The organism is Virgibacillus oceani (assembly GCF_041521345.1).
GTDB lineage: Bacteria > Bacillota > Bacilli > Bacillales > Amphibacillaceae > Virgibacillus_N > Virgibacillus_N oceani_A.
In genome coordinates this window covers 68676-92295 of sequence record NZ_JBGOHB010000012.1, presented here as the reverse complement: position 1 = coordinate 92295, position 23620 = coordinate 68676, and the positions used below count along the sequence as shown (strand labels likewise).

Annotated in this window: 20 protein-coding genes; 19 read left to right on the top strand and 1 reads right to left on the bottom strand. The window is 39.2% G+C overall.

Features of this window, described 5'->3' with window-relative positions; genetic code table 11:
* The first annotated feature begins 31 nt into the window (after positions 1–31).
* The 18 genes from uppS (at position 32) to ACDX78_RS10670 (ending at position 21503) form a co-directional block, all read left to right on the top strand.
* Complete coding sequence (gene uppS / locus ACDX78_RS10755) at positions 32–793, top strand: undecaprenyl pyrophosphate synthase (protein WP_486027745.1); 762 nt, start codon at positions 32–34, stop codon at positions 791–793.
* A gap of 15 nt (positions 794–808) precedes the next feature.
* A complete protein-coding gene (locus ACDX78_RS10750; protein ID WP_486027743.1) occupies positions 809–1600 on the top strand; it encodes a phosphatidate cytidylyltransferase in 792 nt (263 codons plus the stop codon).
* Between the two features lie 254 nt (positions 1601–1854).
* Positions 1855–3129, top strand: coding sequence for an RIP metalloprotease RseP (gene rseP, locus ACDX78_RS10745; RefSeq protein WP_486027741.1), 1275 nt, complete (start codon positions 1855–1857; stop codon positions 3127–3129).
* 105 nt (positions 3130–3234) lie between these two features.
* Positions 3235–7521 carry a PolC-type DNA polymerase III gene (locus ACDX78_RS10740; RefSeq protein ID WP_486027739.1) on the top strand — a complete coding sequence of 1429 codons (4287 nt, stop codon included), beginning with the start codon at positions 3235–3237 and terminating at the stop codon, positions 7519–7521.
* A 202-nt stretch (positions 7522–7723) separates the two neighbouring features.
* Positions 7724–8566, top strand: a complete 843-nt coding sequence (locus ACDX78_RS10735) for an STAS domain-containing protein (protein ID WP_486027737.1) — start codon at positions 7724–7726, stop codon at positions 8564–8566.
* Between the two features lie 502 nt (positions 8567–9068).
* Positions 9069–9539 (top strand): ribosome maturation factor RimP, encoded by a 471-nt coding sequence (rimP, locus tag ACDX78_RS10730; RefSeq protein ID WP_486027735.1) that lies wholly within the window; start codon positions 9069–9071, stop codon positions 9537–9539.
* A gap of 15 nt (positions 9540–9554) precedes the next feature.
* Complete coding sequence (gene nusA / locus ACDX78_RS10725) at positions 9555–10685, top strand: transcription termination factor NusA (protein ID WP_486027733.1); 1131 nt, start codon at positions 9555–9557, stop codon at positions 10683–10685.
* An 11-nt stretch (positions 10686–10696) separates the two neighbouring features.
* Complete coding sequence (gene rnpM / locus ACDX78_RS10720; RefSeq protein WP_486027732.1) at positions 10697–10978, top strand: RNase P modulator RnpM; 282 nt, start codon at positions 10697–10699, stop codon at positions 10976–10978.
* Entirely contained in the window at positions 10968–11267 is a 300-nt protein-coding gene (locus tag ACDX78_RS10715; protein WP_486027730.1) for a YlxQ family RNA-binding protein, read from the top strand. The genes rnpM and ACDX78_RS10715 overlap by 11 nt, the downstream gene beginning before the upstream one ends.
* A 20-nt stretch (positions 11268–11287) precedes the next feature.
* The gene (gene infB, locus ACDX78_RS10710) at positions 11288–13426 is read left to right on the top strand and encodes a translation initiation factor IF-2 (RefSeq protein WP_486027728.1); all 2139 of its coding nucleotides are present in this window, start codon (positions 11288–11290) and stop codon (positions 13424–13426) included.
* A complete protein-coding gene (locus ACDX78_RS10705) occupies positions 13423–13701 on the top strand; it encodes a DUF503 domain-containing protein (protein ID WP_486027727.1) in 279 nt (92 codons plus the stop codon). Before infB ends, ACDX78_RS10705 begins: the two co-directional genes overlap by 4 nt.
* Positions 13702–13745: 44 nt before the next feature.
* Complete coding sequence (rbfA, locus tag ACDX78_RS10700) at positions 13746–14087, top strand: 30S ribosome-binding factor RbfA (protein ID WP_486027725.1); 342 nt, start codon at positions 13746–13748, stop codon at positions 14085–14087.
* A 66-nt stretch (positions 14088–14153) separates the two neighbouring features.
* Positions 14154–15047 (top strand): tRNA pseudouridine(55) synthase TruB, encoded by an 894-nt coding sequence (truB, locus tag ACDX78_RS10695; protein WP_486027723.1) that lies wholly within the window; start codon positions 14154–14156, stop codon positions 15045–15047.
* Between the two features lie 21 nt (positions 15048–15068).
* Positions 15069–16010, top strand: coding sequence for a riboflavin biosynthesis protein RibF (ribF, locus tag ACDX78_RS10690; RefSeq protein ID WP_486027722.1), 942 nt, complete (start codon positions 15069–15071; stop codon positions 16008–16010).
* Between the two features lie 142 nt (positions 16011–16152).
* On the top strand, positions 16153–16422 hold the full coding sequence (rpsO, locus tag ACDX78_RS10685; protein WP_486027720.1) for a 30S ribosomal protein S15: 270 nt from the start codon (positions 16153–16155) through the stop codon (positions 16420–16422).
* 581 nt (positions 16423–17003) lie between these two features.
* Positions 17004–19118 carry a polyribonucleotide nucleotidyltransferase gene (gene pnp / locus ACDX78_RS10680; RefSeq protein ID WP_486027719.1) on the top strand — a complete coding sequence of 705 codons (2115 nt, stop codon included), beginning with the start codon at positions 17004–17006 and terminating at the stop codon, positions 19116–19118.
* Between the two features lie 154 nt (positions 19119–19272).
* Positions 19273–20223, top strand: coding sequence for a polysaccharide deacetylase family protein (locus ACDX78_RS10675; RefSeq protein WP_486027718.1), 951 nt, complete (start codon positions 19273–19275; stop codon positions 20221–20223).
* A gap of 59 nt (positions 20224–20282) precedes the next feature.
* Positions 20283–21503, top strand: a complete 1221-nt coding sequence (locus ACDX78_RS10670; protein WP_486027717.1) for a M16 family metallopeptidase — start codon at positions 20283–20285, stop codon at positions 21501–21503.
* A gap of 730 nt (positions 21504–22233) precedes the next feature.
* Here ACDX78_RS10670 and rnhC read toward each other — a convergent pair.
* Positions 22234–23172: a ribonuclease HIII gene (gene rnhC / locus ACDX78_RS10665; RefSeq protein WP_486027716.1), complete on the bottom strand. Its 939-nt coding sequence runs from the start codon at positions 23170–23172 to the stop codon at positions 22234–22236.
* A gap of 188 nt (positions 23173–23360) precedes the next feature.
* Between rnhC and zapA the strand changes: the two genes are divergently transcribed.
* Complete coding sequence (gene zapA / locus ACDX78_RS10660; RefSeq protein ID WP_486027714.1) at positions 23361–23618, top strand: cell division protein ZapA; 258 nt, start codon at positions 23361–23363, stop codon at positions 23616–23618.
* The last annotated feature ends 2 nt before the right edge of the window (positions 23619–23620 follow it).

The following is a 23620-nucleotide window of genomic DNA, read 5'->3' as shown; positions in this document are numbered from 1 at the left end:
TAGGATAAACCACGCATTCGGAGGACAGAACATGTCAAAGAGACTTCCTTTTTTCAGTAAGGACAAAAATGATAAAATTGATTTTAGTAGTACGGAAAGCACCCCAAAACACGTAGCGATTATCATGGATGGTAATGGCAGGTGGGCAAAAAAAAGAGGCCTCCCCCGTATTGCGGGACATAAAGAAGGGGTAAGTTCCGTAAATAAAGTAGTGAGAACAGCGAATAAATGCAATATACAAATTTTAACATTATATGCTTTTTCAACAGAAAATTGGAAACGACCCACTTCAGAAATTGAATTTTTAATGAAATTACCAAAGGAATTTTTACATATTTATTTACCGGAACTGATGGAAAATAATGTACAAATAAAGACAATAGGTGATTTTGACGCACTCCCGGATTATACGAAAGAAGCAGTACAATATGCGAAAGATAAAACAAAAAATAATGACGGGCTGATCTTGAATTTTGCACTGAATTATGGCAGCAGATATGAAATCATAAAAGCAATTAAGCAAATAATGTCAGATGTGAATGGCTCAAAAATTTCGATTGATTCGCTTGATGAAAAAATATTCTCAGATTATTTATATACACAAGGACTGAGTGACCCGGACTTATTAATACGGACCAGTGGTGAAATGAGGCTGAGTAACTTTCTGTTATGGCAATCAGCCTACACCGAATTTTGGTTTACAGAGGTTTTATGGCCGGATTTTGATGAGGCTGTGTTTCTACGGGCTATTGAGGATTATCAACATCGCATCAGACGCTACGGAGGAGTTTAAGGTGATGAATGAACTATGAAAAAACGGATCATTACAGCCATTATTGCACTTATTATATTTTTGCCATTTGTCATTATCGGTGGCTGGCCATTTAAATTGTTCGTGTATCTTTTAGCTACGATTGGATTTGTTGAACTAATGAAAATGCGTCAAATATCTGTATTTTCTTTCCCATCTCTCTTGGCAATTGTTTTATTATGGTTATTTTTATTGCCTCAGGAACTGTTTATATTTGATGCACAATGGCTTACCAAAGTAAATGTGCTGCTGATCACTGTAATGCTTTTATTAAGCTATACCGTTCTCTTGAAAAATAAATTTACATTTGATCATGCCGGTTTTATACTGCTGGCTGCATTATATGTAGGAATGGGTTTTTTCTTTTTTATTGAAACAAGAGAGTTGTCGAATGGGCTGACGAACATCCTGTACGTTTTCCTTATAGTCTGGGCAACGGATACAGGCGCTTATTTTGTTGGCAGATCATTTGGGCAACGTAAATTATGGCCTCAAATCAGTCCGAAGAAAACAATCGAAGGTGCAATAGGCGGAATTGTTCTTGCCACTTTGACTGGTGTCATTTATCATTTAATTACACCATTTCCTCATTCTATTATCATTATTATCGGGGTAACGATTTTAGCCTCTATATTTGGACAAATTGGCGATTTGGTTGAATCTGCATTTAAACGTCATTACGGAGTGAAGGATTCGGGAGACATATTGCCTGGGCATGGCGGGATATTGGATCGTTTCGACAGCCTGTTGTTTGTATTCCCACTGCTGCATTTTATTGGCTTTATGTAATTCAGGTTTTCTACTATGAATGAACCCTTTATGTATAGGGGCTGTTCATTACAACGGATAACCCTTTGTAAAACTATCATCCGGAATATAGCCTAATTCGAATATTTATGAAAATATTTATAGTTTGTCTCACATATAGTTGGTATGAGGCAAGAAAAATGAATTGCAACTGGTTACTTTAGGCAAAGTTATAACAAGCCTGTAAATCCGTGCTATAATATTGGGTGTATAGCGCTTAAAGGAAGGTGTATCTTTTGAACACAGTTATTGCTTTTATTTTCATGTTTGGACTGCTTGTGTTTGTACATGAATGGGGTCATTTGATTTTTGCAAAGCGTGCCGGAATGCTGGCAAGGGAATTTGCCATCGGTTTCGGGCCGAAAATCTTCTCGTTTGTACGAAATGAAACCTTGTACACGATTCGATTATTGCCAATTGGAGGTTACGTCCGAGTGGCAGGTGAAGACCCCGAGATTATAGAATTAAAACCAGGCTATCATATTGGCCTTGAATTTAATGAGGAAGGCAAAGTCAATAAAATTATTGTTAATAATAAATCAAAACATCCAAATGCTCGTATTATTGAAGTAGAGCGTGCCGACCTGGATCATCAGCTGGTAATAGAAGGATATGAAATGGATGAAGAAGATGAAAAACTTTTCTTTGACGTGGATCCGAAAGCAGCTTTTGTCATGGATGAAACAGCAACGCAAATTGCACCATATGACCGTCAATTCGCTTCAAAGTCAGTCGGTCAGCGTGGAATGCAGCTTTTCGCCGGACCAATGATGAACTTTGTATTGGCCATTGTTATATTTATAATTATCGGAGTTAGTTTCGGGGTACCTGTTGAGGAAGCAAAGTTCAGCGAGATCGAGCTTGGCAGCCCTGCAGAGGAAGCAGGGTTTCAGCCGGATGACGAGGTAATCCAGGTTGAGGATAGCTCGGTTTCTACCTGGGAAGAATTTACCACCATCGTCAGGGATAACCCTGAAGAAGAATTATCTATGACGGTACTAAGAAATGGAGAGCAGGTGCCTCTGACAGTTGTTCCGGATAGCTTGCCCCAGTTAGATATGGACGGGGAAGAGGTAATGATTGGTCAGATAGGTGTTCGCCATGCATATGAAAAGTCATTTTTCGGCACATTTGAATGGGGATTTACCCAAACGTATGAAACCACAAAAATGATTATAACAAATTTAATGATGTTAATTACCGGACAGGTTTCCATTGAATTGCTTTCCGGCCCGGTAGGAATTTATGATGCAACAGACCAGGTAGTACAGTCAGGTTTCATGAGTTTTTTGATGTGGACAGCGATGTTGAGTATTAATCTTGGTATCATTAATCTCGTTCCACTGCCGGCACTTGATGGGGGAAGATTAATGTTTGTCGGGCTTGAAGCTATTCGCGGAAAGCCTATTGCACAGGAAAAAGAAGGGCTTTTCCATATTATTGGTTTTGCATTCTTAATGCTGTTAATGATCATAGTAACATGGAATGATATACAACGGCTTTTCCTGTAGTATATAAATGTAACGGTGAACCCTTGTCTTATTGGTTTGGACAAGGGTTTATATCATTAGAGTGGAAACTTGCTCACTCGCGGTGAACATGGAGGGCTAAGGAGTATGAGGATATCAGAAATAGAAAAGATGAATGTCTTGCTAGAGCAGCTGCAGATTCCTGAAAATTACAGGGAAGAATATTTTCAGGAAAGCCGTTTATCAAAATTAAAAGTGTATAAGGAATCCAGAACCTGGCATTTTTATATTGCAGTAAAACGGGTGCTTCCATTGCATGTATATCAGCTGCTTACTGCGAACCTAAGACAAACTTTCCAGCAGGTCGATAATGTGAAAGTAACAATAGAAGCAGAGGATAAAACAACTAATAATGAAAATATTTCAGCTTATTGGCGCGATTTTCTTCAATCGGGAGCATCATTGTCTCCTGCTTACCACGATTTAGTACATAATCAAACACCTGAAGTTAACGATAATAAGATTATGTTAACCGCAAGGAATGAAGCAGAAAAAAATGCTTTAATAAAAAGACTTCAGTCCGATTTTCAAATCTACTGCCAAAATGCAGGTCTTCCTGCTTATCAATTTGATATAAATATAAAGCTTGATGAATCCGATATTCAAAAATTCAAGGATCAAAAAGCATTGGAAGACCGGGAAATGGTTTTGAAAACTGTCCAGCAAAGAGTAGAAAAAGAACAGAAAATAGAACATAATAATCAGCCTTTCATGCTGGGATATAAAATCCAGGAAGATGCTGTATTGATGGAAGAAATCTTGGAAGAAGAAAGAAGGATTACTGTTCAGGGATATATTTTTGACGTAGAAGTACGGGAGCTTCGGTCAGGAAGAAGTCTATTAATCATTAAAGCAACAGATTATACAGATTCTCTGCAGATTAAAATGTTCTCTAGAGGCGATGAAGACGCCGAGAAATTTAAATCCGTCAAAAGTGGTATGTGGATCAAGGCAAGGGGCAGTATCCAGACAGATATGTTTACGAATGAGCTTGCAATGATGGCAAATGATATTCACGAAATAAAAGTGGAAACGCGAAAGGATGAAGCTTCCGCGGAAGAAAAAAGAGTAGAACTCCATGCCCATACAACGATGAGTCAACTGGATGCCGTTGTGTCTCCCTCCGATTTGATTACCCAGGCAAAAAAATGGGGACATACGGCAATTGCAATTACGGATCATGCAGGGGTGCAGGGGTTTCCTGAAGCTTATGCAGCAGGACAAAAAAATGATATGAAAATTTTATACGGGGTAGAGGCTAACCTTGTAGATGATGGTGTTCCGATCGCTTACAATGAACAGGATATTCATTTGGAATCAGGAACGCATGTGGTTTTTGATGTGGAAACAACTGGTTTATCAGCAGTTTATGATACGATTATTGAACTTGCCGCTGTGAAAATACATGAGGGAGAAGTGGTTGACCGGTTCGAATCATTTGCAAACCCGCATCATCCATTATCACAAACTACGATCGATTTAACCGGAATTACCGATGATATGGTAAAAAACGCACCGGAAGTCGGTGAAGTGCTAAAAAGTTTTCACGAATGGACAGGAGACAGTGTTTTAGTAGCACATAACGCCAGTTTTGATATAGGCTTTTTAAATCAAGGGTACAAACAGCTGAATTATACAAGTGTAGATAATGCAGTAATCGACACACTCGAACTGGCCAGATTTCTTTTTCCTGAATTGAAAAACCATCGACTGAACACACTTTGTAAGTTTCTGGATATAGAATTGACACAGCATCACCGTGCGATTTATGACGCGGAAGCTACAGGTTATCTATTTTGGAAACTCGTAAAAGAATTACTGGAAAAAGAAATAACGAATCACAACCAGCTTAATAACCATATGGGAGAAGGCAATGCTTATCAGCGTTCGCGTCCTTACCATTGCATACTACTTGCACAAACGGAAACCGGCTTGAAAAATATATACAAGCTTGTCTCAAGTGCGCATATCGATTATTTTTATCGTGTTCCGCGAATTCCGCGCTCCCTGCTGCAAAAATTAAGAGAAGGTATTTTAATAGGTTCTGCTTGTGACCAGGGAGAAGTTTTTGAAACAATGATGCAAAAATCGGCAGAGGAAGCTGAAAATGCAGCACAGTTTTATGATTATATAGAAGTACAGCCGCCGGCCAATTATGCACATCTTATTGAAAAGGATCTTGTGCAAAATGAAGCCCAAATTTTGGATATTATCAGGAAGCTGGTGGAAATGGGGAGTAGGATAGACAAGCAGGTCGTGGCCACCGGAAATGCACATTATATTGAGGATCATGATAAATTATACCGGCAAATCCTCATTTCTTCCCAAGCTGGAAACCCTTTAAACCGGCATACTTTATCCGATACGCCATTTCGAACGACAAATGAAATGCTAGATGCCTTTCAGTTTCTTGGAAAAGAGAAAGCAACGGAAATCGTAGTGACCAATTCTAATAAAATAGCGGATGAAATTGATAATATTTCCCCCGTGAAAGATGGGTTGTTTACGCCTAACATTGAAGGCGCAGACCAGGAAATACGGGATCTATGTTACACACAGGCAAAGAAAATCTATGGAGATCCCGTTCCGAAAATTGTTATTGACCGGCTCGAAAAAGAATTGGAAAGTATTATTGGACATGGATTTGCTGTTATTTATTTAATCTCTCATAAACTCGTGAAAAAATCATTGGATGACGGATATTTGGTAGGCTCCCGGGGGTCTGTCGGTTCTTCTTTTGTAGCAACAATGACAGAAATTACCGAGGTGAACCCATTGCCTCCGCACTATGTCTGCCTGTCCTGTCACTTAAATGAATTTATTACGGATGGTTCCATAGGAAGCGGCTATGATCTTCCTGATAAAGATTGTCCTGAATGTGGAAGTTCCCTGACCAAGGATGGACAGGACATACCTTTTGAAACTTTTTTGGGCTTTAAAGGAGACAAAGTGCCTGATATTGATTTAAACTTCTCGGGGACTTACCAGCCAAGGGCACATAATTATACAAAAGAGCTGTTTGGAATAGATAATGTATATCGTGCTGGAACAATAGGAACCATTGCTGAAAAAACGGCTTACGGTTATGTGAAAGGCTATGCATCAGACAAACAGCTTAACTACAAAAAGGCGGAAGTGGACAGGCTGGTTCAAGGCTGTACCGGTGTAAAACGAAATACCGGCCAGCATCCTGGTGGAATAATTGTCGTGCCTGAAGATAAGGAAATATATGACTTTACACCAATTCAATTCCCGGCAGATGATCGTAAAAGTGAATGGAGAACAACCCATTTTGATTTCCATTCCATCGATAGTAACTTATTAAAGCTGGATATACTCGGACATGATGACCCGACGGTAATTCGAATGCTCCAGGATTTAAGCGGCATAGATCCGGAAACAGTTCCGACCGATGACCCAGAGGTAATGAAGATCTTTTCCGGGCCAGAGCCGCTGGGCGTTACACCGGAACAAATTAATTGTAAAACAGGAACGCTTGGAGTCCCTGAGTTTGGAACCAGGTTTGTAAGGCAGATGCTCGAAGATACAAAACCGACTACTTTTGCGGAACTGGTTATTATTTCTGGACTGTCACACGGTACGGATGTTTGGCTAGGCAATGCGCAGGAACTTATTAATGATGGCATTTGTGAACTTCCTGATGTGATTGGCTGCCGTGACGATATTATGGTTTATCTTATGCATAAGGGTTTGGAGGCATCCCTTGCATTTAAAATCATGGAGTTTGTCCGAAAAGGGAAGGGACTGCAGGATAATTGGATAGATGAAATGAAAAAACACGGCGTTCCGGACTGGTATATTGAATCATGTAAAAAAATTAAATATATGTTCCCTAAAGCTCACGCTGCAGCTTATGTGCTAATGGCAGTAAGAATCGCGTACTTTAAAGTTCACTATCCTATTTTCTTTTATGCAGCTTATTTCACGGTGCGGGCAGATGACTTTGAGCTTGACACGATGATAAAGGGATCACAGGCCATTAGAAACCGAATTGAAGCTATTGAAGCAAAAGGAAATGACGCACCGCCAAAAGAAAAAAGTTTATTAACGGTATTGGAAATTTCACTTGAAATGTGTGAGCGTGGCTTTCATTTTGGAAAGGTGGACCTTTATAAGTCAAGCGCAACTGAATTTATTGTTGAAGAGAATATGCTAATCCCGCCATTTAATGCGGTAGATGGCTTAGGCACAAATGCAGCATTGAATATTGTTAAAGTAAGGGAAGATGGGGAGTTTTTATCCAAGGAAGATTTACAGAAAAGAAGCCGGATTTCCAAAACAGTTTTAGAATACTTGGATAACCATGGAAGTCTGGAAGGTATGGAAGAAAAAAATCAACTCTCTCTATTTTAGGATTAGCATTTCTCATGTGCGGAAACAATAGCTCGAAAAAAATGAACTACGTTAAACTGTGTCCATTAACCTCGGCAATGGACACAGTTTTCTTTTAACTTTTCAACATTAAAGGGAATGTATGCTATAATAAAGACTGTATAAATTATAATATTCTATAAATTATGTGTTATATATGATGGAAGAAGGAGGTCGACTCATAATGAAACTTAATGATAGCGAAGGGAATGTACTTACAGATTTTTTAATTGAAAACAGAAAAGAAATTGAGCTTAAGCTTACGGAAGAACCCGATGTCCGTGATAAGATTGATGAAATCCATATAGTGGGAAATATAAATTTATTGGAGAATGCACAAAAACTTATTTTAATGATTGTTGAAGAAAAGCATGAAGAGGTTATACAATTTGCCAATCAGGAAGGAAAAGCATGGGCCGCATCATCATTAACTCTTTCCTTTAAGCTTGAGTGGGTGCAAAGGATTCGGAAAACGCTGTGGAATTTCCTGTATGAATTTGATCAATTAAATAATGGGGAATATAAACGCGAAGACTTTTTTACAATGGAACATAAAATTAATGATTTAATCGACGAATTTTTTAAAGCATTTTTTATAACGTATTCCAATTATAAAGATCAACTGCTGGATGAACAAAAACAATTGGTCGAAAATTTATCGGTACCGATTATCCCTATTTCGCCAAAAGTGAGTATATTGCCCCTTATTGGTACGATGGACAGCTACAGGGCGAATATAATTGAAGAAAAGGTATTAGTGGAAATCGGAGAAAAACGAATTCATATATTAATAATGGATTTATCAGGTATAGCCAATATGGATAGTGATGCAATTCAATATTTCCTGAAATTGCATAACGGTATTTCCATGATGGGCTGCCGTTCCGTTATTACAGGTTTGCGTCCCGAGGTAGTAAAGAAAATCACTAGTTTTGATGAGTCCTTTGCACATAATGTGGAGAAAAGGGGTACAGTAGAACAGGCACTGAATGAGCACTTTCAAATGAGAAGCAGTGAAATCAAGTAAATATTCGATTGAAAAACAGAACTTCTGGATAGCATGATATGAGATGAAGTTTTAAAGTGACTTATGCTTGCATCTATAGGTAACTTATGGTATACTTTTGTTTGCAGTATGATAATGGACGTTTAAAAGAGTGGGAAATGACCCACTCTTTCTTAATACGCTTGAAGCAGCAATGCGCCCCATCCCCTTGCCACATCTACCGGCAAGGGTTTTATATTGGCAGTTAAGACACTTTAAGCTTATTTAAAAGATAAGATGTATATGATTCTTCTCACTATACGGTATGAAGTGAAGAAAATGAAATTGGCTAATTAGCCGCTTTCTTCCGATCTGGCTACTGACCTCTGACATCTGGAAAGACGAGGAGCAGCCGACTTTTTCTACAGCATAAATGTAATTGGCGTATTCGCAGAATTAGCTAAGCTGCTGAAAACATGAAATGAAAAGTACAATGATTGTTAATACTAGTTAATAATGACAACTGAATAAAGGAGGATAAGGTTTGGGTTCTAAAGTAATCAAAATAACTGAAGAATTAGTTGATCCCATTTTAAAAAAGAAAGACTTGGAACTGATTGATGTTGAGTATGTGAAAGAAGGTAAAAACTGGTTCTTACGCGTTTATATTGATAAACCCGGCGGAATTGATATAACGGAGTGTGGAGAAGTTTCCGAGGAATTGAGCGAGAAATTGGATGAAAATGATCCGATTAAAGACAACTATTATCTCGAAGTCTCCTCACCTGGTGCAGAAAGGCCTTTAAAAACAAAAGATGACCTGATCAATAATATAAACAATAATGTAAATGTCAGGCTTTATGAACCAATTGAAGGAGCAAAAGAATTCGAGGGCAGACTCATCAGTTTTGCGGACAATGTACTGACGGTTGAATATAAGGAAAAAACGCAAAAAAAAGAAGTCAGTATACCGTTTGAAAAAGTTGCTAAAGCAAGACTAGCTGTTATGCTTTAAAGGGGGAAAAATAAAGTGAGCAATCAGTTGTTTGACGCGATTGATTATTTAGTAGATGAAAAAGGTATTGATAAGGATATTTTACTTGAAGCATTGGAAGCAGCTCTAATTTCTGCTTACAAAAAGAATTTCAAATCGGCAACAAATGTAAGAATTGAATTGAATGAAGAAACTGGAAAAATGGGTGTATTTGCCAGGAAAACGGTTGTGGCAGATGTAGAAGATACCCAGCTTAATGTCAGCTTGGAAGAAGCGAAGGCAATAAATCCGAATTATGAGCTGGAAGATGTGCTTGAAATTGAGGTGACGCCAAAGAATTTTGGGCGAATTGCCGCTCAGGCAGCTAAACAGGTTGTAACACAGCGTGTAAGAGAAGCAGAACGCGGGGTCATTTTTTCCGAATATGCAGACCGTGAAGAAGACGTAATGAATGGTATTATACAGCGAAAGGATCACCGGTATGTATACGTGAACTTAGGTAAAATTGAGGCAAAATTAGCAGAAGCCGAACAAATGCCAACGGAAGAATATCATATACATGACCGGATAAAAGTATTTGTTACGAAAGTGGAAAATACGAGCAAAGGACCGCAAATTTATATTTCCAGGTCACATCCGGGGCTTCTTAAACGATTATTTGAAATGGAAGTTCCGGAAATTTACGATGGAATTGTTGAAATTAAGTCTGTAGCAAGAGAGGCCGGGGATCGTTCAAAAATTTCAGTGCATGCCCCTGATCCGGATATAGATCCCGTCGGTTCTTGTGTTGGCCAAAAAGGGCAGCGGGTACAAACAATCGTAAATGAACTAAAAGGGGAAAAAATTGATATAGTGGAATGGTCAGAAGATCCGGTTGTGTTTGTTTCCAATGCGCTAAGTCCGTCCAAAGTGGTGGATGTCATTGTAGACGAGGAAGATAAAGCTACTACTGTCGTCGTTCCTGATTATCAATTATCACTTGCGATTGGCAAACGCGGCCAAAATGCCAGGCTGGCGGCAAAACTGACAGGCTGGAAAATCGATATTAAAAGTGAATCTGAAGCTAGGGAAGAAGGGCTTCTGGAAGAAAAAGAAGATACTTTTTTTGATAGCGAAGAAACGTATGAAGAAGAACAATACGATGAAGATGAAGACCTGTTTCAGTAAGGAGGGTCCAAATGGTTAAGAAAAAGAAAGTTCCACAAAGAAAATGTGTAATCACAAATGAAATGAAACCAAAAAAGGATCTGATCCGGATTGTACGAAATAAAGAAGGCGAAGTGTTTGTTGATCCTACCGGAAAAAAGAATGGCCGCGGTGCTTATTTATCAAGGGACGCTAAAATTATTTCAAAAGCCGAGGAATCGAATATTCTGGATCGCCACCTGAATACTGAAATAGACCCATCCGTTTATGAAGAATTAAAGCAAACAATTACAGGTGGCGCTCATGCAAAGTAACTATTTAAATTTAATCGGTCTTGCCAATCGGGCCGGAAAGTGCTCAACCGGGGAAGAAACAATCATAAAAGACATTAAAAGTGAGCGGGCAAAACTAGTGTTGTTAGCCAGTGACACGGGGCCGCAGACACGAAAGAAGATTACAAACAAATGTAAGTCATATAACGTACCATTTGAAATAGCTGATGACAGCGATACACTGTCACATGCTATTGGGAAACACAAAAGAGTAGCCGTCGCTATTTTAGATGCAGGTTTTGCTAATAAGATAAAGTCGATACTCGGGTAATTAAATTCGGGGGTGAACGTATGAGTAAAATGCGTGTATATGAATATGCCAAACAAAACAATACAACAAGCAAAAATGTAATAAATATTTTAAAGGAAATGAATGTGGAAGTATCCAATCATATGGCAACTATTTCCACAGATACAATCAAGAAACTTGATGCGAAGTTCCATCCTGACGCGGTTAAAAAAGAAAATCCGAAACCAAAGAAGCCGGAGCAAAAAACAAACCCGGCAAATAAAGCAGCAAACCAGACAAACAAGAAAAAAGAAGATCGGGGAAACCAAAGAAATAACCCGAATCAAAAGCATCAAAACAAGCAAACGAAAAACAAAAATAACAACAAATTCAATAAAGGAAATAAAGGGAAAGAGAATAAACAAGCTGCTAAGCCTGTAAAACAAACACCAAAGAAAATAACATACAGTGAAACGTTAGCCGTAAGTGACCTAGCTGCTAAGCTGAATAAAGATACCGCTGAAATTATTAAGAAGCTTATGTTTTTAGGTGTGATGGCTACCAAGAATCAGGACCTGGATGATGATGCCGTTGAGTTAATTTGTGCAGAATACGATGTTGAGGTAGAAAAAGAAATAATTCTCGAAAATACTGATTTTGATAAGTATATTGAAGAGGATGATGAAGCAAATCTTCAGGAAAGACCTGCTGTTGTCACAATTATGGGCCATGTTGACCATGGTAAAACAACACTGCTTGATTCCATCCGTCAGACAAAGGTTACTGCAGGAGAAGCAGGTGGCATCACACAGCATATCGGAGCTTACCAGGTAGAAAATGAAGGAAAGAAAGTAACGTTTCTTGATACACCCGGCCATGCTGCGTTTACCAGTATGCGGTCACGAGGGGCACAAGTAACGGATGTAGCCATTTTGGTCGTTGCTGCAGATGACGGGGTCATGCCTCAGACCGTGGAAGCAATTAACCATGCAAAAGCTGCTGAAGTTCCAATTATTGTAGCAGTAAACAAAATGGATAAAGAAGGTGCCAATCCTGACCGTGTGATGCAGGAATTGACAGAATATGAATTAATCCCCGAAGGCTGGGGAGGAAGTACTATATTTGTGAATATAGCGGCAATTAAAGGGGAAGGTATTGATGACCTTCTGGAAATGATTCTCCTCATAGCAGAGGTAGAAGAATTAAAGGCTAACCCGGATAATAATGCCTTTGGTACCGTAATTGATGCCCAGCTTGATAAAGGGCGGGGGTCAGTTGCCACTTTATTAGTACAAAATGGCACACTCCATGTTGGTGACTCTGTCGTAGTAGGGAATACATACGGCCGTGTCAGGGCAATGGTCAGTGATCTTGGACAGCGAGTGAAAGAAGCGAAACCGTCAACGCCCGTCGAAATTACCGGATTAAATAATGTGCCACAGGCAGGGGATCAGTTCCTTGTATTTAAGGATGAGAAAAAAGCAAGACAAATAGGGGAAGCCCGTGAACAGAAACAAATACAGGAAGACCGCGGGGAACAATCCAAAGTCAGCCTTGATGATTTGTTTGAGCAAATTAAACAAGGGGATATGAAAGAAATAAATATTATTATTAAAGCAGACGTTCAGGGGTCAGCCGAAGCTTTGGCATCTTCCCTGCAAAAAATCGAGGTTTCCGGTGTAAATATTAAAATTATCCATACCGGAGTCGGGGCCATTAAAGAATCAGATATTATTCTTGCGTCCGCCTCTAACGCTATCGTCATCGGCTATAATGTTCGTCCGGATGTCAATGCGAAGAGAGCTGCAGATTCGGAAAAGGTGGATATACGCCTGCATCGTGTTATCTATCAGGCAATTGAAGAAATCGAAGCCGCGATGAAAGGACTCCTTGATCCTGAATTTGAAGAGAAAGTAATCGGTCAGGCAGAAGTAAGAGAAACATTCAAAGTGTCTAAAATAGGTACAATTGCTGGAAGTTATGTAACAGACGGAAAAATCACAAGAAATTCCGGTGTACGCTTAATCCGTAACGGTGTCGTTCAATTTGAAGGTGAAATTGCCGATTTGAAACGATTTAAAGATGATGTTAAAGAAGTAGCTCAAAACTATGAATGTGGAATAACAATTAAAAACTTCAATGATATAAAGGAAGGCGATGTTATTGAAGCATTTATTATGGAGGAAATTGAGCGCACATGATTTATTACGCTGAAGTGGAGTGTATCATGTATGAAGGACATTCATTGAAACAAAAACGATCCGTTATCAAAAGTGTTCTTACTAGATTGAAACAGGACTTCAATGTCTCTGTAGCGGAATTGGATTATCACGATCTTTGGCAAAGAACTAAAATTGGCATTGTAACGTTAACAAATGAAAAAAAGCATGCAGAAAAGGTCATCCAGGAAGTATTAAAGGTAATTGATGCTTATACAGAACTTGAACGCACAATTACACATGTAGAAGAATTATAGTATTTTTCTCTCTATATCATCGCTTTTAAGAACGAGGTGAAAATATGGCTGAGTTACGCGCAAATAGAGTAGCTGAACAGATGAAGAAGGAATTGGGAGAAATATTAACATCAAAAATTAAAGATCCGCGAGTCGGGTTCGTGACTGTAACAGACGTAGAAGTAACAGGTGATCTGCAACAGGCAACTGTTTTCATCTCCGTACTTGGAGATGAAAAGGAAAAACAGGATTCACTGCTTGGTTTATCTAAAGCAAAAGGGTTTATCCGATCAGAAATTGGCCAGAGAATTCGTCTCCGGAAAACACCGGAATTACTATTTGAATTTGATGAAGCACTGGAACACGGCAACAGGATTGAAACAATTCTCCGTGATCTAAATAAATAGTCAATACCTAATCTGACCGGTTTCAACCGGTCAGATTTTACATACATGCAAATGGAGGCTAAAAAGATGAATGGAATCTTGCCTTTATGGAAGCCAAAAGGTGTCACATCCCATGACTGTGTAATGCAAGTAAGATCTTTGTTTAAAACAAAAAAAGCAGGTCATACAGGAACATTGGATCCGGAAGTCGAAGGGGTTTTGCCGATTTGTATCGGCCAAGCAACGAAAATTGTTCCTTATTTAACAGATACTAAAAAAAAATATATTGCTGCAATCAAGCTTGGTACTGCCACAGATACAGAAGATGCTCAAGGGAAAATAACGGAAGAAGAAATAATAACTAAGCTTCCGCCGGATGAAAAAATAGAACAGGTATTAAAATCATTTGAAGGAAAAATAAAACAGGTTCCCCCTATGTATTCTGCAGTTAAAATAAATGGAAAAAAGCTGTACGAATATGCAAGGGAAAATAAAACCGTTGAACGTCCAGAACGTGAAGTAATGATTCACGAATTGAATAGAGTTCCTGCTGAAACTAAGGATGAACTCTCCTTCAGTTTTGAAGTGGTTTGTTCCAAAGGTACTTATATAAGAACATTATGTGTGGATATTGGCAAAAAACTCGGGTTTCCGGCACATATGCAGCAATTAGTACGAACGAAGACCGGAAGTTTTACAAAGAAAAATTCAATCACATTTGCTACAATAGAAGAAGCAGCAAATGAAAACCGGCAGCAATTGTTATTATTTCCGATCATAACAGGGCTGGATCATTTAGAGCGGTTACATGTAGATGAGCTGTTAAAAGAAAAGGTAATCCACGGGCAAAAGCTGTCAAAACCGAAAGAAATTCTAGAGGATCCATTTATTATGATGTATAAAGATGAAGTCTTGGCAATCTATCAAATACATCCGGATCACCCTGAACAAATTAAACCTCTTCGTGTTTTTCATGGATAGGAAAAGAGTAGGTGTGCGTTTATGAAAATTTTTGAGATTACATATCCCCATTCATTACTAAGGGAAGAATTACCTGAGACTGCAGCAGCTATAGGCTTTTTTGACGGCGTTCATAAAGGACACCAAAAGCTGATTAATACTGCAATTAGTGAATCCAGTAAGAACCAACTGGAAAGTGCTGTTATTACATTTCATCCGCATCCATCTGTTGTGTTAAAAAAAGATAAGCAGCATGTGCAATACATCACGCCTTTACACGTAAAAAAGAAAATATTGCAGCAGATGAATATTGATCGATTATATATCATTACGTTTAACGAGCAGTTGGCTTCCTTGTCCCCAAAGGAATTTATCAGTCATTTCATTGACGGTTTAAATATTAAACATATTATCGGCGGTTTCGATTATACATTTGGCCACAAGGGCAAGGGCAATATGGATTTAATGAAAAAGCAAGCGGGAAACCGACTTGAAGTGACAACCATTGATAAAGTGGAAATGGATAACGAAAAAGTAAGCTCCACAAAAATAAGAGAATTCATGAATGCTGGAAAAATAGAGAAGGTTAACACGTTGCTTAACAGGCCTTTAGCCACAACCGGCACGGTCGTGAAAGGTGACCAGCGCGGAAGAACAATTGGTTTCCCAACTGCAAACCTGGAAATAAATCAGGATACGTTAATGCCAAAGCCCGGTGTGTATGCTGTAAAAGCCTTATACAAAAATGAAGCGTATGAGGGGATGGCAAATCTCGGTGTAAAACCAACTTTTACAACAGGGGAAAAAATACCGACGCTTGAGGTTCATCTTCTTGATTATAATAATGATATTTACGGGGAAGAATTAGTTATTGAATGGTATCAATACATTAGAGACGAAGTAAAATTTAATGGGATCGATGAACTCGTTAACCAACTAAAAAAAGATGAGCAACAAACACGCCAATATTTTTCGGATAAATGATTCATTTGTATAAGCAATTATTACTTGCATTTTCATGTGAAAAGATGTACGATAAAGAACGTGAAACCATCGCTTGGCAAATCGCAGCTCCGGCGATTGCTAGGGGAATGGGGATTTTAAATAACTACAGGAGGTGAGCCGGATGGCTATCACACAAGAACGCAAAAATGAAATCATTACTGAATACAAGGTGCACGACAGTGACACTGGTTCTCCGGAAGTGCAAATTGCAGTGCTTACGGAAGAAATTACAAAGTTGAATGATCATTTGCGTGTCCATAAAAAAGACCATCATTCACGCAGAGGTCTTTTGAAAATGGTCGGGAAGCGCCGTAATCTATTGAATTATCTACGTAATAAAGACGTTACCCGTTACCGTGAATTAATAAAAAAACTTGGACTACGCCGTTAATTATTCAAAAAGCAGGAGAAATCCTGCTTTTTTTAAGATACTTAAAAAGCATAATAGTCATAGTAAGATGGAAAAGACATATATCAATCAGTTTGTCTTCCCTTTACCGGCTGCATGCTGATCTTCCATATTTGATATTGTATTCCCTGCCGCAAAATTTATCGCAGTGTAACTGGCTGGCCGACAAAAACGCCACGTCTTGTGGCATTGTCGGCACTAGCACGTCCTGTACGTCGTAAGACTCCCACTTCAAGCATGAAGGAAACATGAAAATGCTAAGTGGGAGATCCAACAGCCAGTAATGGCCCGATTCGTTCAACCAACATTCAGTGGGGGGAGGGGAACGCAGACTAAAATCGCCACGTCCTGGGACTACGGTACAGTGGTTCCTCGTCCCACCGAAATACATTGTGGCAACGTCTGCATGACCTAAGTCCTGTCGGCCTAAACCCCCACTGAATGAAGTTTCACTTTATTTTTAAAGTGTATAAATGACAATATATTCTATAATGAATTTACATTCGTCAAGATAACCTATAAAATGTTATATAGATTGTGTTTTGAAAGGAGTCCTAGTACGTATGGCTGAAAAAAAACAAACATTCTCCATAGAAATAGCCGGAAATACATTTACGGTCGAAATAGGAGAAGTAGCAAAACAGGCAAACGGTGCATGTATGATACAGTATGGAGATACCTCTGTATTATCTACAGCAACAGCATCAAAAGAACCAAAGGATTTGCCCTTTTTCCCTTTAACTGTCAATTATGAAGAACGCTTATATGCAGTTGGGAAAATCCCGGGAGGGTTCATTAAGCGGGAAGGTCGCCCAAGTGAAAAAGCAATATTATCTTCTCGTTTAATTGACCGTCCAATTCGCCCGATGTTTCCGGATGGGTTCAGGAATGAAGTGCAGGTTATAAGCACAGTAATGAGTGTAGACCAGGATTGTTCAACGGAAATGGCAGCGATGCTTGGGTCATCCATTGCGCTTTCCATTTCCGATATTCCATTCGCTGAACCGATTGCGGGTGTGCACGTTGGACGTGTGGATGGCGAATTTATCGTTAACCCTACGATAGAGCAGGAAGAAAAAAGTGATATTGAGTTAACAGTTGCAGGTACCAAAGATGCGATCAATATGGTTGAAGCAGGTGCAAATGAAGTACCGGAAGAAGTAATGCTGGAAGCGATTATGTTTGGTCATAAAGAAATCGTTCGCCTCGTAGAATTTCAGGAAGAGATTGTTAAAGCCTGTGGACAAGAGAAAAAGGAAGTTACACTATTCGAAGTAGATCAACCTTTTGCTGAAAAGGTAGAAAGTGAAGCAAAAGATAAGTTGGTTGAAGCAATACAAGTAAAAGAAAAGCATGCCAGAGAAGAAGCAATTGACAAAGTAAAAGAGGAAATGATAGGGCAATACGAAGAGGAAGAAGAAAAGGTTATAAAGCAAGTGAAAACAGTACTGGACACCATGGTAAAGGAAGAAGTCCGCCGGTTAATTACAAAGGAAAAAATACGGCCTGACGGGCGCAGAAATGATGAAATTCGCGCATTATCTTCACGTATTAAAGTATTGCCCAGAACGCACGGATCTGGTTTATTTACACGTGGACAAACACAGGCACTGAGTATTTGTACATTGGGAGCATTAGGAGATGTACAAATCTTGGATGGCCTTGATTTGGAAGAGTCGAAACGGTTTATGCATCATTACAATTTCCCGCAATTTAGTGTTGGGGAAACGGGGCCAATCAGAGGACCTGGCCGTCGGGAAATAGGACACGGAGCATTGGGTGAACGTGCATTGGAGAAAGTGATCCCAAATGACAAAGAATTCCCTTATACGATTCGATTAGTGTCTGAAGTATTGGAGTCTAATGGTTCTTCATCCCAGGCAAGTATTTGTGCAAGCACGCTTGCTATGATGGATGCCGGTGTACCGATTAAAGCACCTGTTGCAGGTATCGCAATGGGACTTGTGAAAGATGGAGAAGATTATACTATTTTAACGGATATTCAGGGAATGGAAGATGCACTTGGGGACATGGATTTTAAAGTTGCCGGTACATCTGAAGGAATTACTGCATTACAGATGGATATTAAAATTTCCGGTTTATCAAAAGAGATTTTAGAAGAAGCATTAAAACAAGCGAAAAATGGACGGATGCAAATTCTTGATTCCATGCTTGCTACCATTCAGGAGCCGAAGAAGGAACTATCCGATTATGCTCCTAAAATCCTTACTATGGAAATAAATCCTGATAAAATACGTGATGTAATTGGACCAAGCGGTAAACAAATTAACCAAATTATTGATGAGACAGGCGTTAAAATTGATATTGAGCAAGATGGCAGTGTCTTTATTTCTTCCACGGATGCAGAAATGAATCAAAAAGCGAAGAAAATTATTGAAGACCTTGTCCGTGAGGTTGAAGTCGGACAAATGTATCTAGGAAAAGTAAAACGTATTGAGAAGTTTGGTGCATTTGTAGAGCTGTTCAAAGGAAAAGACGGGCTGGTTCATATTTCCGAATTAGCAGAAAAACGGACAAATCAAGTAGAAGATGTCGTTTCCATCGGTGATGAAATTATGGTGAAAGTAAAGGAAATTGATCATCAGGGAAGAGTCAATTTGTCGCGTAAAGCCGTTTTAAAAGAAGAACGGGAAAAAATAGAAAAAGCTAAATCATAAGTAGTAAAATGGAAGCTGGATCACCAGTTTCTTTTTTATTTTTAGGAGTTTATGATATAACATGGCAGCTGACTCTCTTTTTAAAAAGTAATTTTTAATTCGATTAATTCATACTCGTCCTATCCTTTCATATGATGATAGGGGAGGAATGAGTATGTTTCGATATTATCATCTGGTTAATGTAATTGTTTTTATTATTATGGTAAGTCTTGTTTTTAATGCAGATTATTATCCAATGCAAACTGTTGAACCCGCTATGTATCAAGAAGCAACAAAACATGAAGATCCATTATTTAATGAAATTGAACAAAAAAGTAACGATTTTACTGAAGTACCCCGAGATGCTTATATAGACAAAGTCTGGAAAAAAACCCCTGGTCTTAACGGATTAAAAGTAGATTTAAACAAAACCTATGAAAGAATGAAGGAGGAAGGCACATTTGACCCATCTTTAATGGTCTATGAGCAGATACCTCCTAGTGTCACTTTGGAAGATCTCCCGGCTGCACCTATTTACCGGGGAAACCCTGAAAAAAATATGGTTGCATTTTTAATTAATGTTTCGTGGGGCAGTGAGCATATACCGAACATACTAAATACCCTGAAAGAACGGCAAGTAAAAGCAACTTTTTTTATTGATGGTAAATGGGCGCAGGAGAATTCGGATTATGTTAAAATGATTGATGAACAAGGCCATATCATAGGAAACCATGCCTATAATCATCCTGATATGGCGAGGCTGTCCAATCAGCAAGTAATGGAGCAAATTAGCCAGACAAACGATATTATTAAAGCGATTACCGGAGAATCTCCAAAATGGTTTGCGCCTCCCAGCGGCAGTTATAATGATCATGTTGTTCAATCAGCTCACCATCTTGAGATGGAGACCATCCTTTGGACGGTGGATACTATTGATTGGAAAAACCCTTCTGTTGCTGTGATGGTAGACCGTGTAAAAAATAAAATCCATCCGGGGGCAACTATCTTAATGCATCCGACACCTTCCATTGCTGGTGGATTGGAAGCGATTATTGAGCAAATTAAAGATTCTGGATATCAGATCGGGACGATTGAAAAGCTGATAAGTGAAGAAAGGCAACCGTAATCACTTTTAGAAAAAATCACAGACATAATATTCATACTTACATTTTAGGAGGCAAAAGGTTGATACAAAAACATACAAGCCCAAATGGACTACGAATTGTCCAGGAACAAATCCCCTCTGTAAGATCCGTTACAATTGGTATATGGGTTTTAACGGGGTCGCGAAATGAAACGAAATTAAATAATGGGATTTCACATTTTCTGGAACATATGTTTTTTAAAGGAACTGATTCCCGTTCTGCCCAGGATATTGCCGAAGCTTTTGATTCAATCGGCGGACAGGTGAATGCTATGACTTCCAAAGAATATACTTGTTTCTATGCAAAAGTGCTTGACACACATAAGGATCTGGCTCTGGAAATTTTGGCTGATATGTTCTTTAATTCTTCTTTTGATGAAGAAGAAATGGAAAGAGAAAAAAAGGTAGTGTACGAAGAAATTAAAATGTATGAAGACACGCCGGATGATATTGTTCATGATTTATTGGCAAGAGCATCTTATGGCGATCATCCGCTGGGATACCCTATTTTAGGTACGGAAGAGCATTTGGAAACATTCACTCCTGATACATTAAGGAATTATATGAAGAAACGTTATGCACCTGATAATGTTGTAATTTCCACAGCGGGGAATGTGGATGAGTCATTTATCCAATCCATTGAAAAACATTTCGGTTCTTATCAATCAATACATGATCAGACTACAATTATAAAACCGTCCTTTTTAGCCGAAAACATTGAAAGAAATAAGGATACAGAGCAGGCTCATTTATGCTTGGGCTTTGACGGGCTGCCCATTGGCGATGATAATGTCTACAGTTTGATTATCATGAATAATGTGCTTGGCGGAAGTATGAGTTCCCGCCTTTTTCAGGATATACGGGAAAAGCAAGGGTTGGCATATGCCGTTTTTTCCTACCACTCCTCTTTTCAGGATAATGGACTATTGACGATTTATGCAGGAACCGGAAATAAACAATTGCCGCTACTTAGGGATACGATTGATAAAACAATAAACCAATTAATTACCGACGGGTTAACGGATAAAGAACTAAAAAACAGCAAGGAACAATTAAAAGGAAACTTCATGTTAAGTCTGGAGAGCACAAGCAGCCGAATGAGCCGCAACGGAAAAAATGAACTGCTGCTAAAGAGACATCGTTCACTTGATGAAATAGTACAGGAAATTGATGCTGTCTCTCATGAAACGATACATGATGTCATTAAAACTGTGTTTGACAAGCCTTCCTCCGAGGCTTTAATTGCACCTGTAACTAAATAAAATTTGTTATAAAATCCATAAACTGCCACGCAACTATTTTTTATTTCTTAAGTCTGAGCAACACCTACCGTCCGGGATCGCTTCGGGCGGATGCTTTCACCACAGGCACAAGGAAGACATCTGGGGCTGTGCTAAATGCTCGCCCCATCGAAAACATTGGATCAAACTCGTTTTCGCCGTATCTTCTTTGCCGCGGGTACGGTCTCAGCCTCCGAAGAGAAAACCACTCTTAGGGGTCTTCGGACACGTGCTGTTTCCGCAGGAGTCACCGCCCTACGCTCACCCGGACTAGTGAGAGCGCATTAACTACAAGTGAGCATCTATGATTTAAGAGAAGATATCAATTATATTCTCTGAATGATGACGGGAAGAGCCGTGTGCGGTAATCCCGCTCGCACGGTTCTGTGAGGAGTAGAGGAGCACACATCAGCAGGATGTGTGTTTCCGCTTACTCGACTGGGAGGTCGGCTAACTTCGGTCACGTCCTATGACCAACGCCGATACTCGCACATCCTATGCTTGCGTCAGCATACCCCTTGTCGGGGCATGTAGGCTCACCAGCCACCCGCAGCAAAGAAGACACGCTGAAAACGGCCAAAGGAAGTTTGAAGTGATGTCGCAATTGTGCCCGTGGTGAAAGCGTAGTATATTTCCGGAGCAGTTTTTAAGTACAAGTTTAGGGATGTTCGGATTTTGTTTACTACAATTGTTTTATCTCAGTCTCTTAGATTTACAAGTATTGCTGTGCTTTTGTTGTGTTGGCAAAATGCAGCTTTGCATAGCTGTTTAGTGTGTCTTTTCCCTTCACTTTTATAATTTGTGCAATTGTCCTATCTACTTTCTTAGAAGCCCCTTTTGGCAAATGTATATCCAATCGCTCGGATAGTGTATCCATCTCCTGGACAAACCGGGCTCTTGCAATAATAGAGGCTGCTGCTACGGCGATGGAGTAGCTTTCTGCTTTCGTCATGAAATATGTATGATCAAAAAGCGTTTGGCGCTCTGATTTAATATGTTTGATAAAAATGCCAGGCTCGCAGAATTGATCAATGAGAATACCGTCCATTTTGGCATCACCAATTTTTTGAAGTAATTTTGATATCACATGCTGATGCAGCATGGCCTTCATTTTCCCTTGTGACCATCCTTTTGCCTGGAGTTCATTATATTTATCGTTATGTAATATAAGTAAAGCGTAGGGGATCTTTTCTTTAACAATTTCTTTGGAAAGCTCCATTATCGCAGGATCTGATAAGTTTTTGGAATCCTTGACACCTAGTGTTCTCAGCTTGGAAATCTGCTCCTTTCTGACAAAAACGCCGCTAACTGTTATTGGTCCAAAGTAATCACCAGTACCTGCTTCATCCGTGCCGATATGTGATTGTGCAAACAAAGTTTCCGGGGGAGCGTATGAATGAGCAGATTTTTTGTTGACGACCGATTTAGCAGTTTTTATCGCAGACTGCATTTTGCCTTCCCACTGTTGTAATTCCTGCGACGGGCTTTTCCCCTGAAACATTACTTTTCCGGATTTATAGGCTGTTACGACGGCGTTTTTAGTTTTTGCCTGAAAAAGAGCCCCCTGTGGAGTTGTCGTGATTTCCTCATGATAATAGCGTTTCATTTCCTGGATTGTATCCATGGAAAAAATATGTACTTCTGTTGCCATTCCTACACCTCTTTTCTTTCATGAGTAAACTATAGCATAATAATAAGTGAATTTCAGTTTTCGTTACAGAAAATAATACGGTGGAATGATGCAATGGAGGCTTCCAACATTAACTCAACAGTTTCCTAAATGCGTCACTTCATGTTAATATAAGGTGAACCATTTTCTCAATATGGGAGGACTTTAACGTGAATAATGAAGAAAAGTCACGTATAACTGTAGAAATACATAATAAATCATATACCATTGTCGGAGGTGAGTCAGAGCAGCATGTTCGACTTGTTGCCGATCTGGTAGATCAAAAGATGAATGAAATCCGTGAATCAAACAGACACCTCGATACTACAAGACTAGCTGTCTTAACAGCTGTAAATACAATGAATGATTATTTGAAACTAAAAGAGGACTATGCAAAGTTGCTCGGTTCGCTAGAGAAAGAGGATTAGTA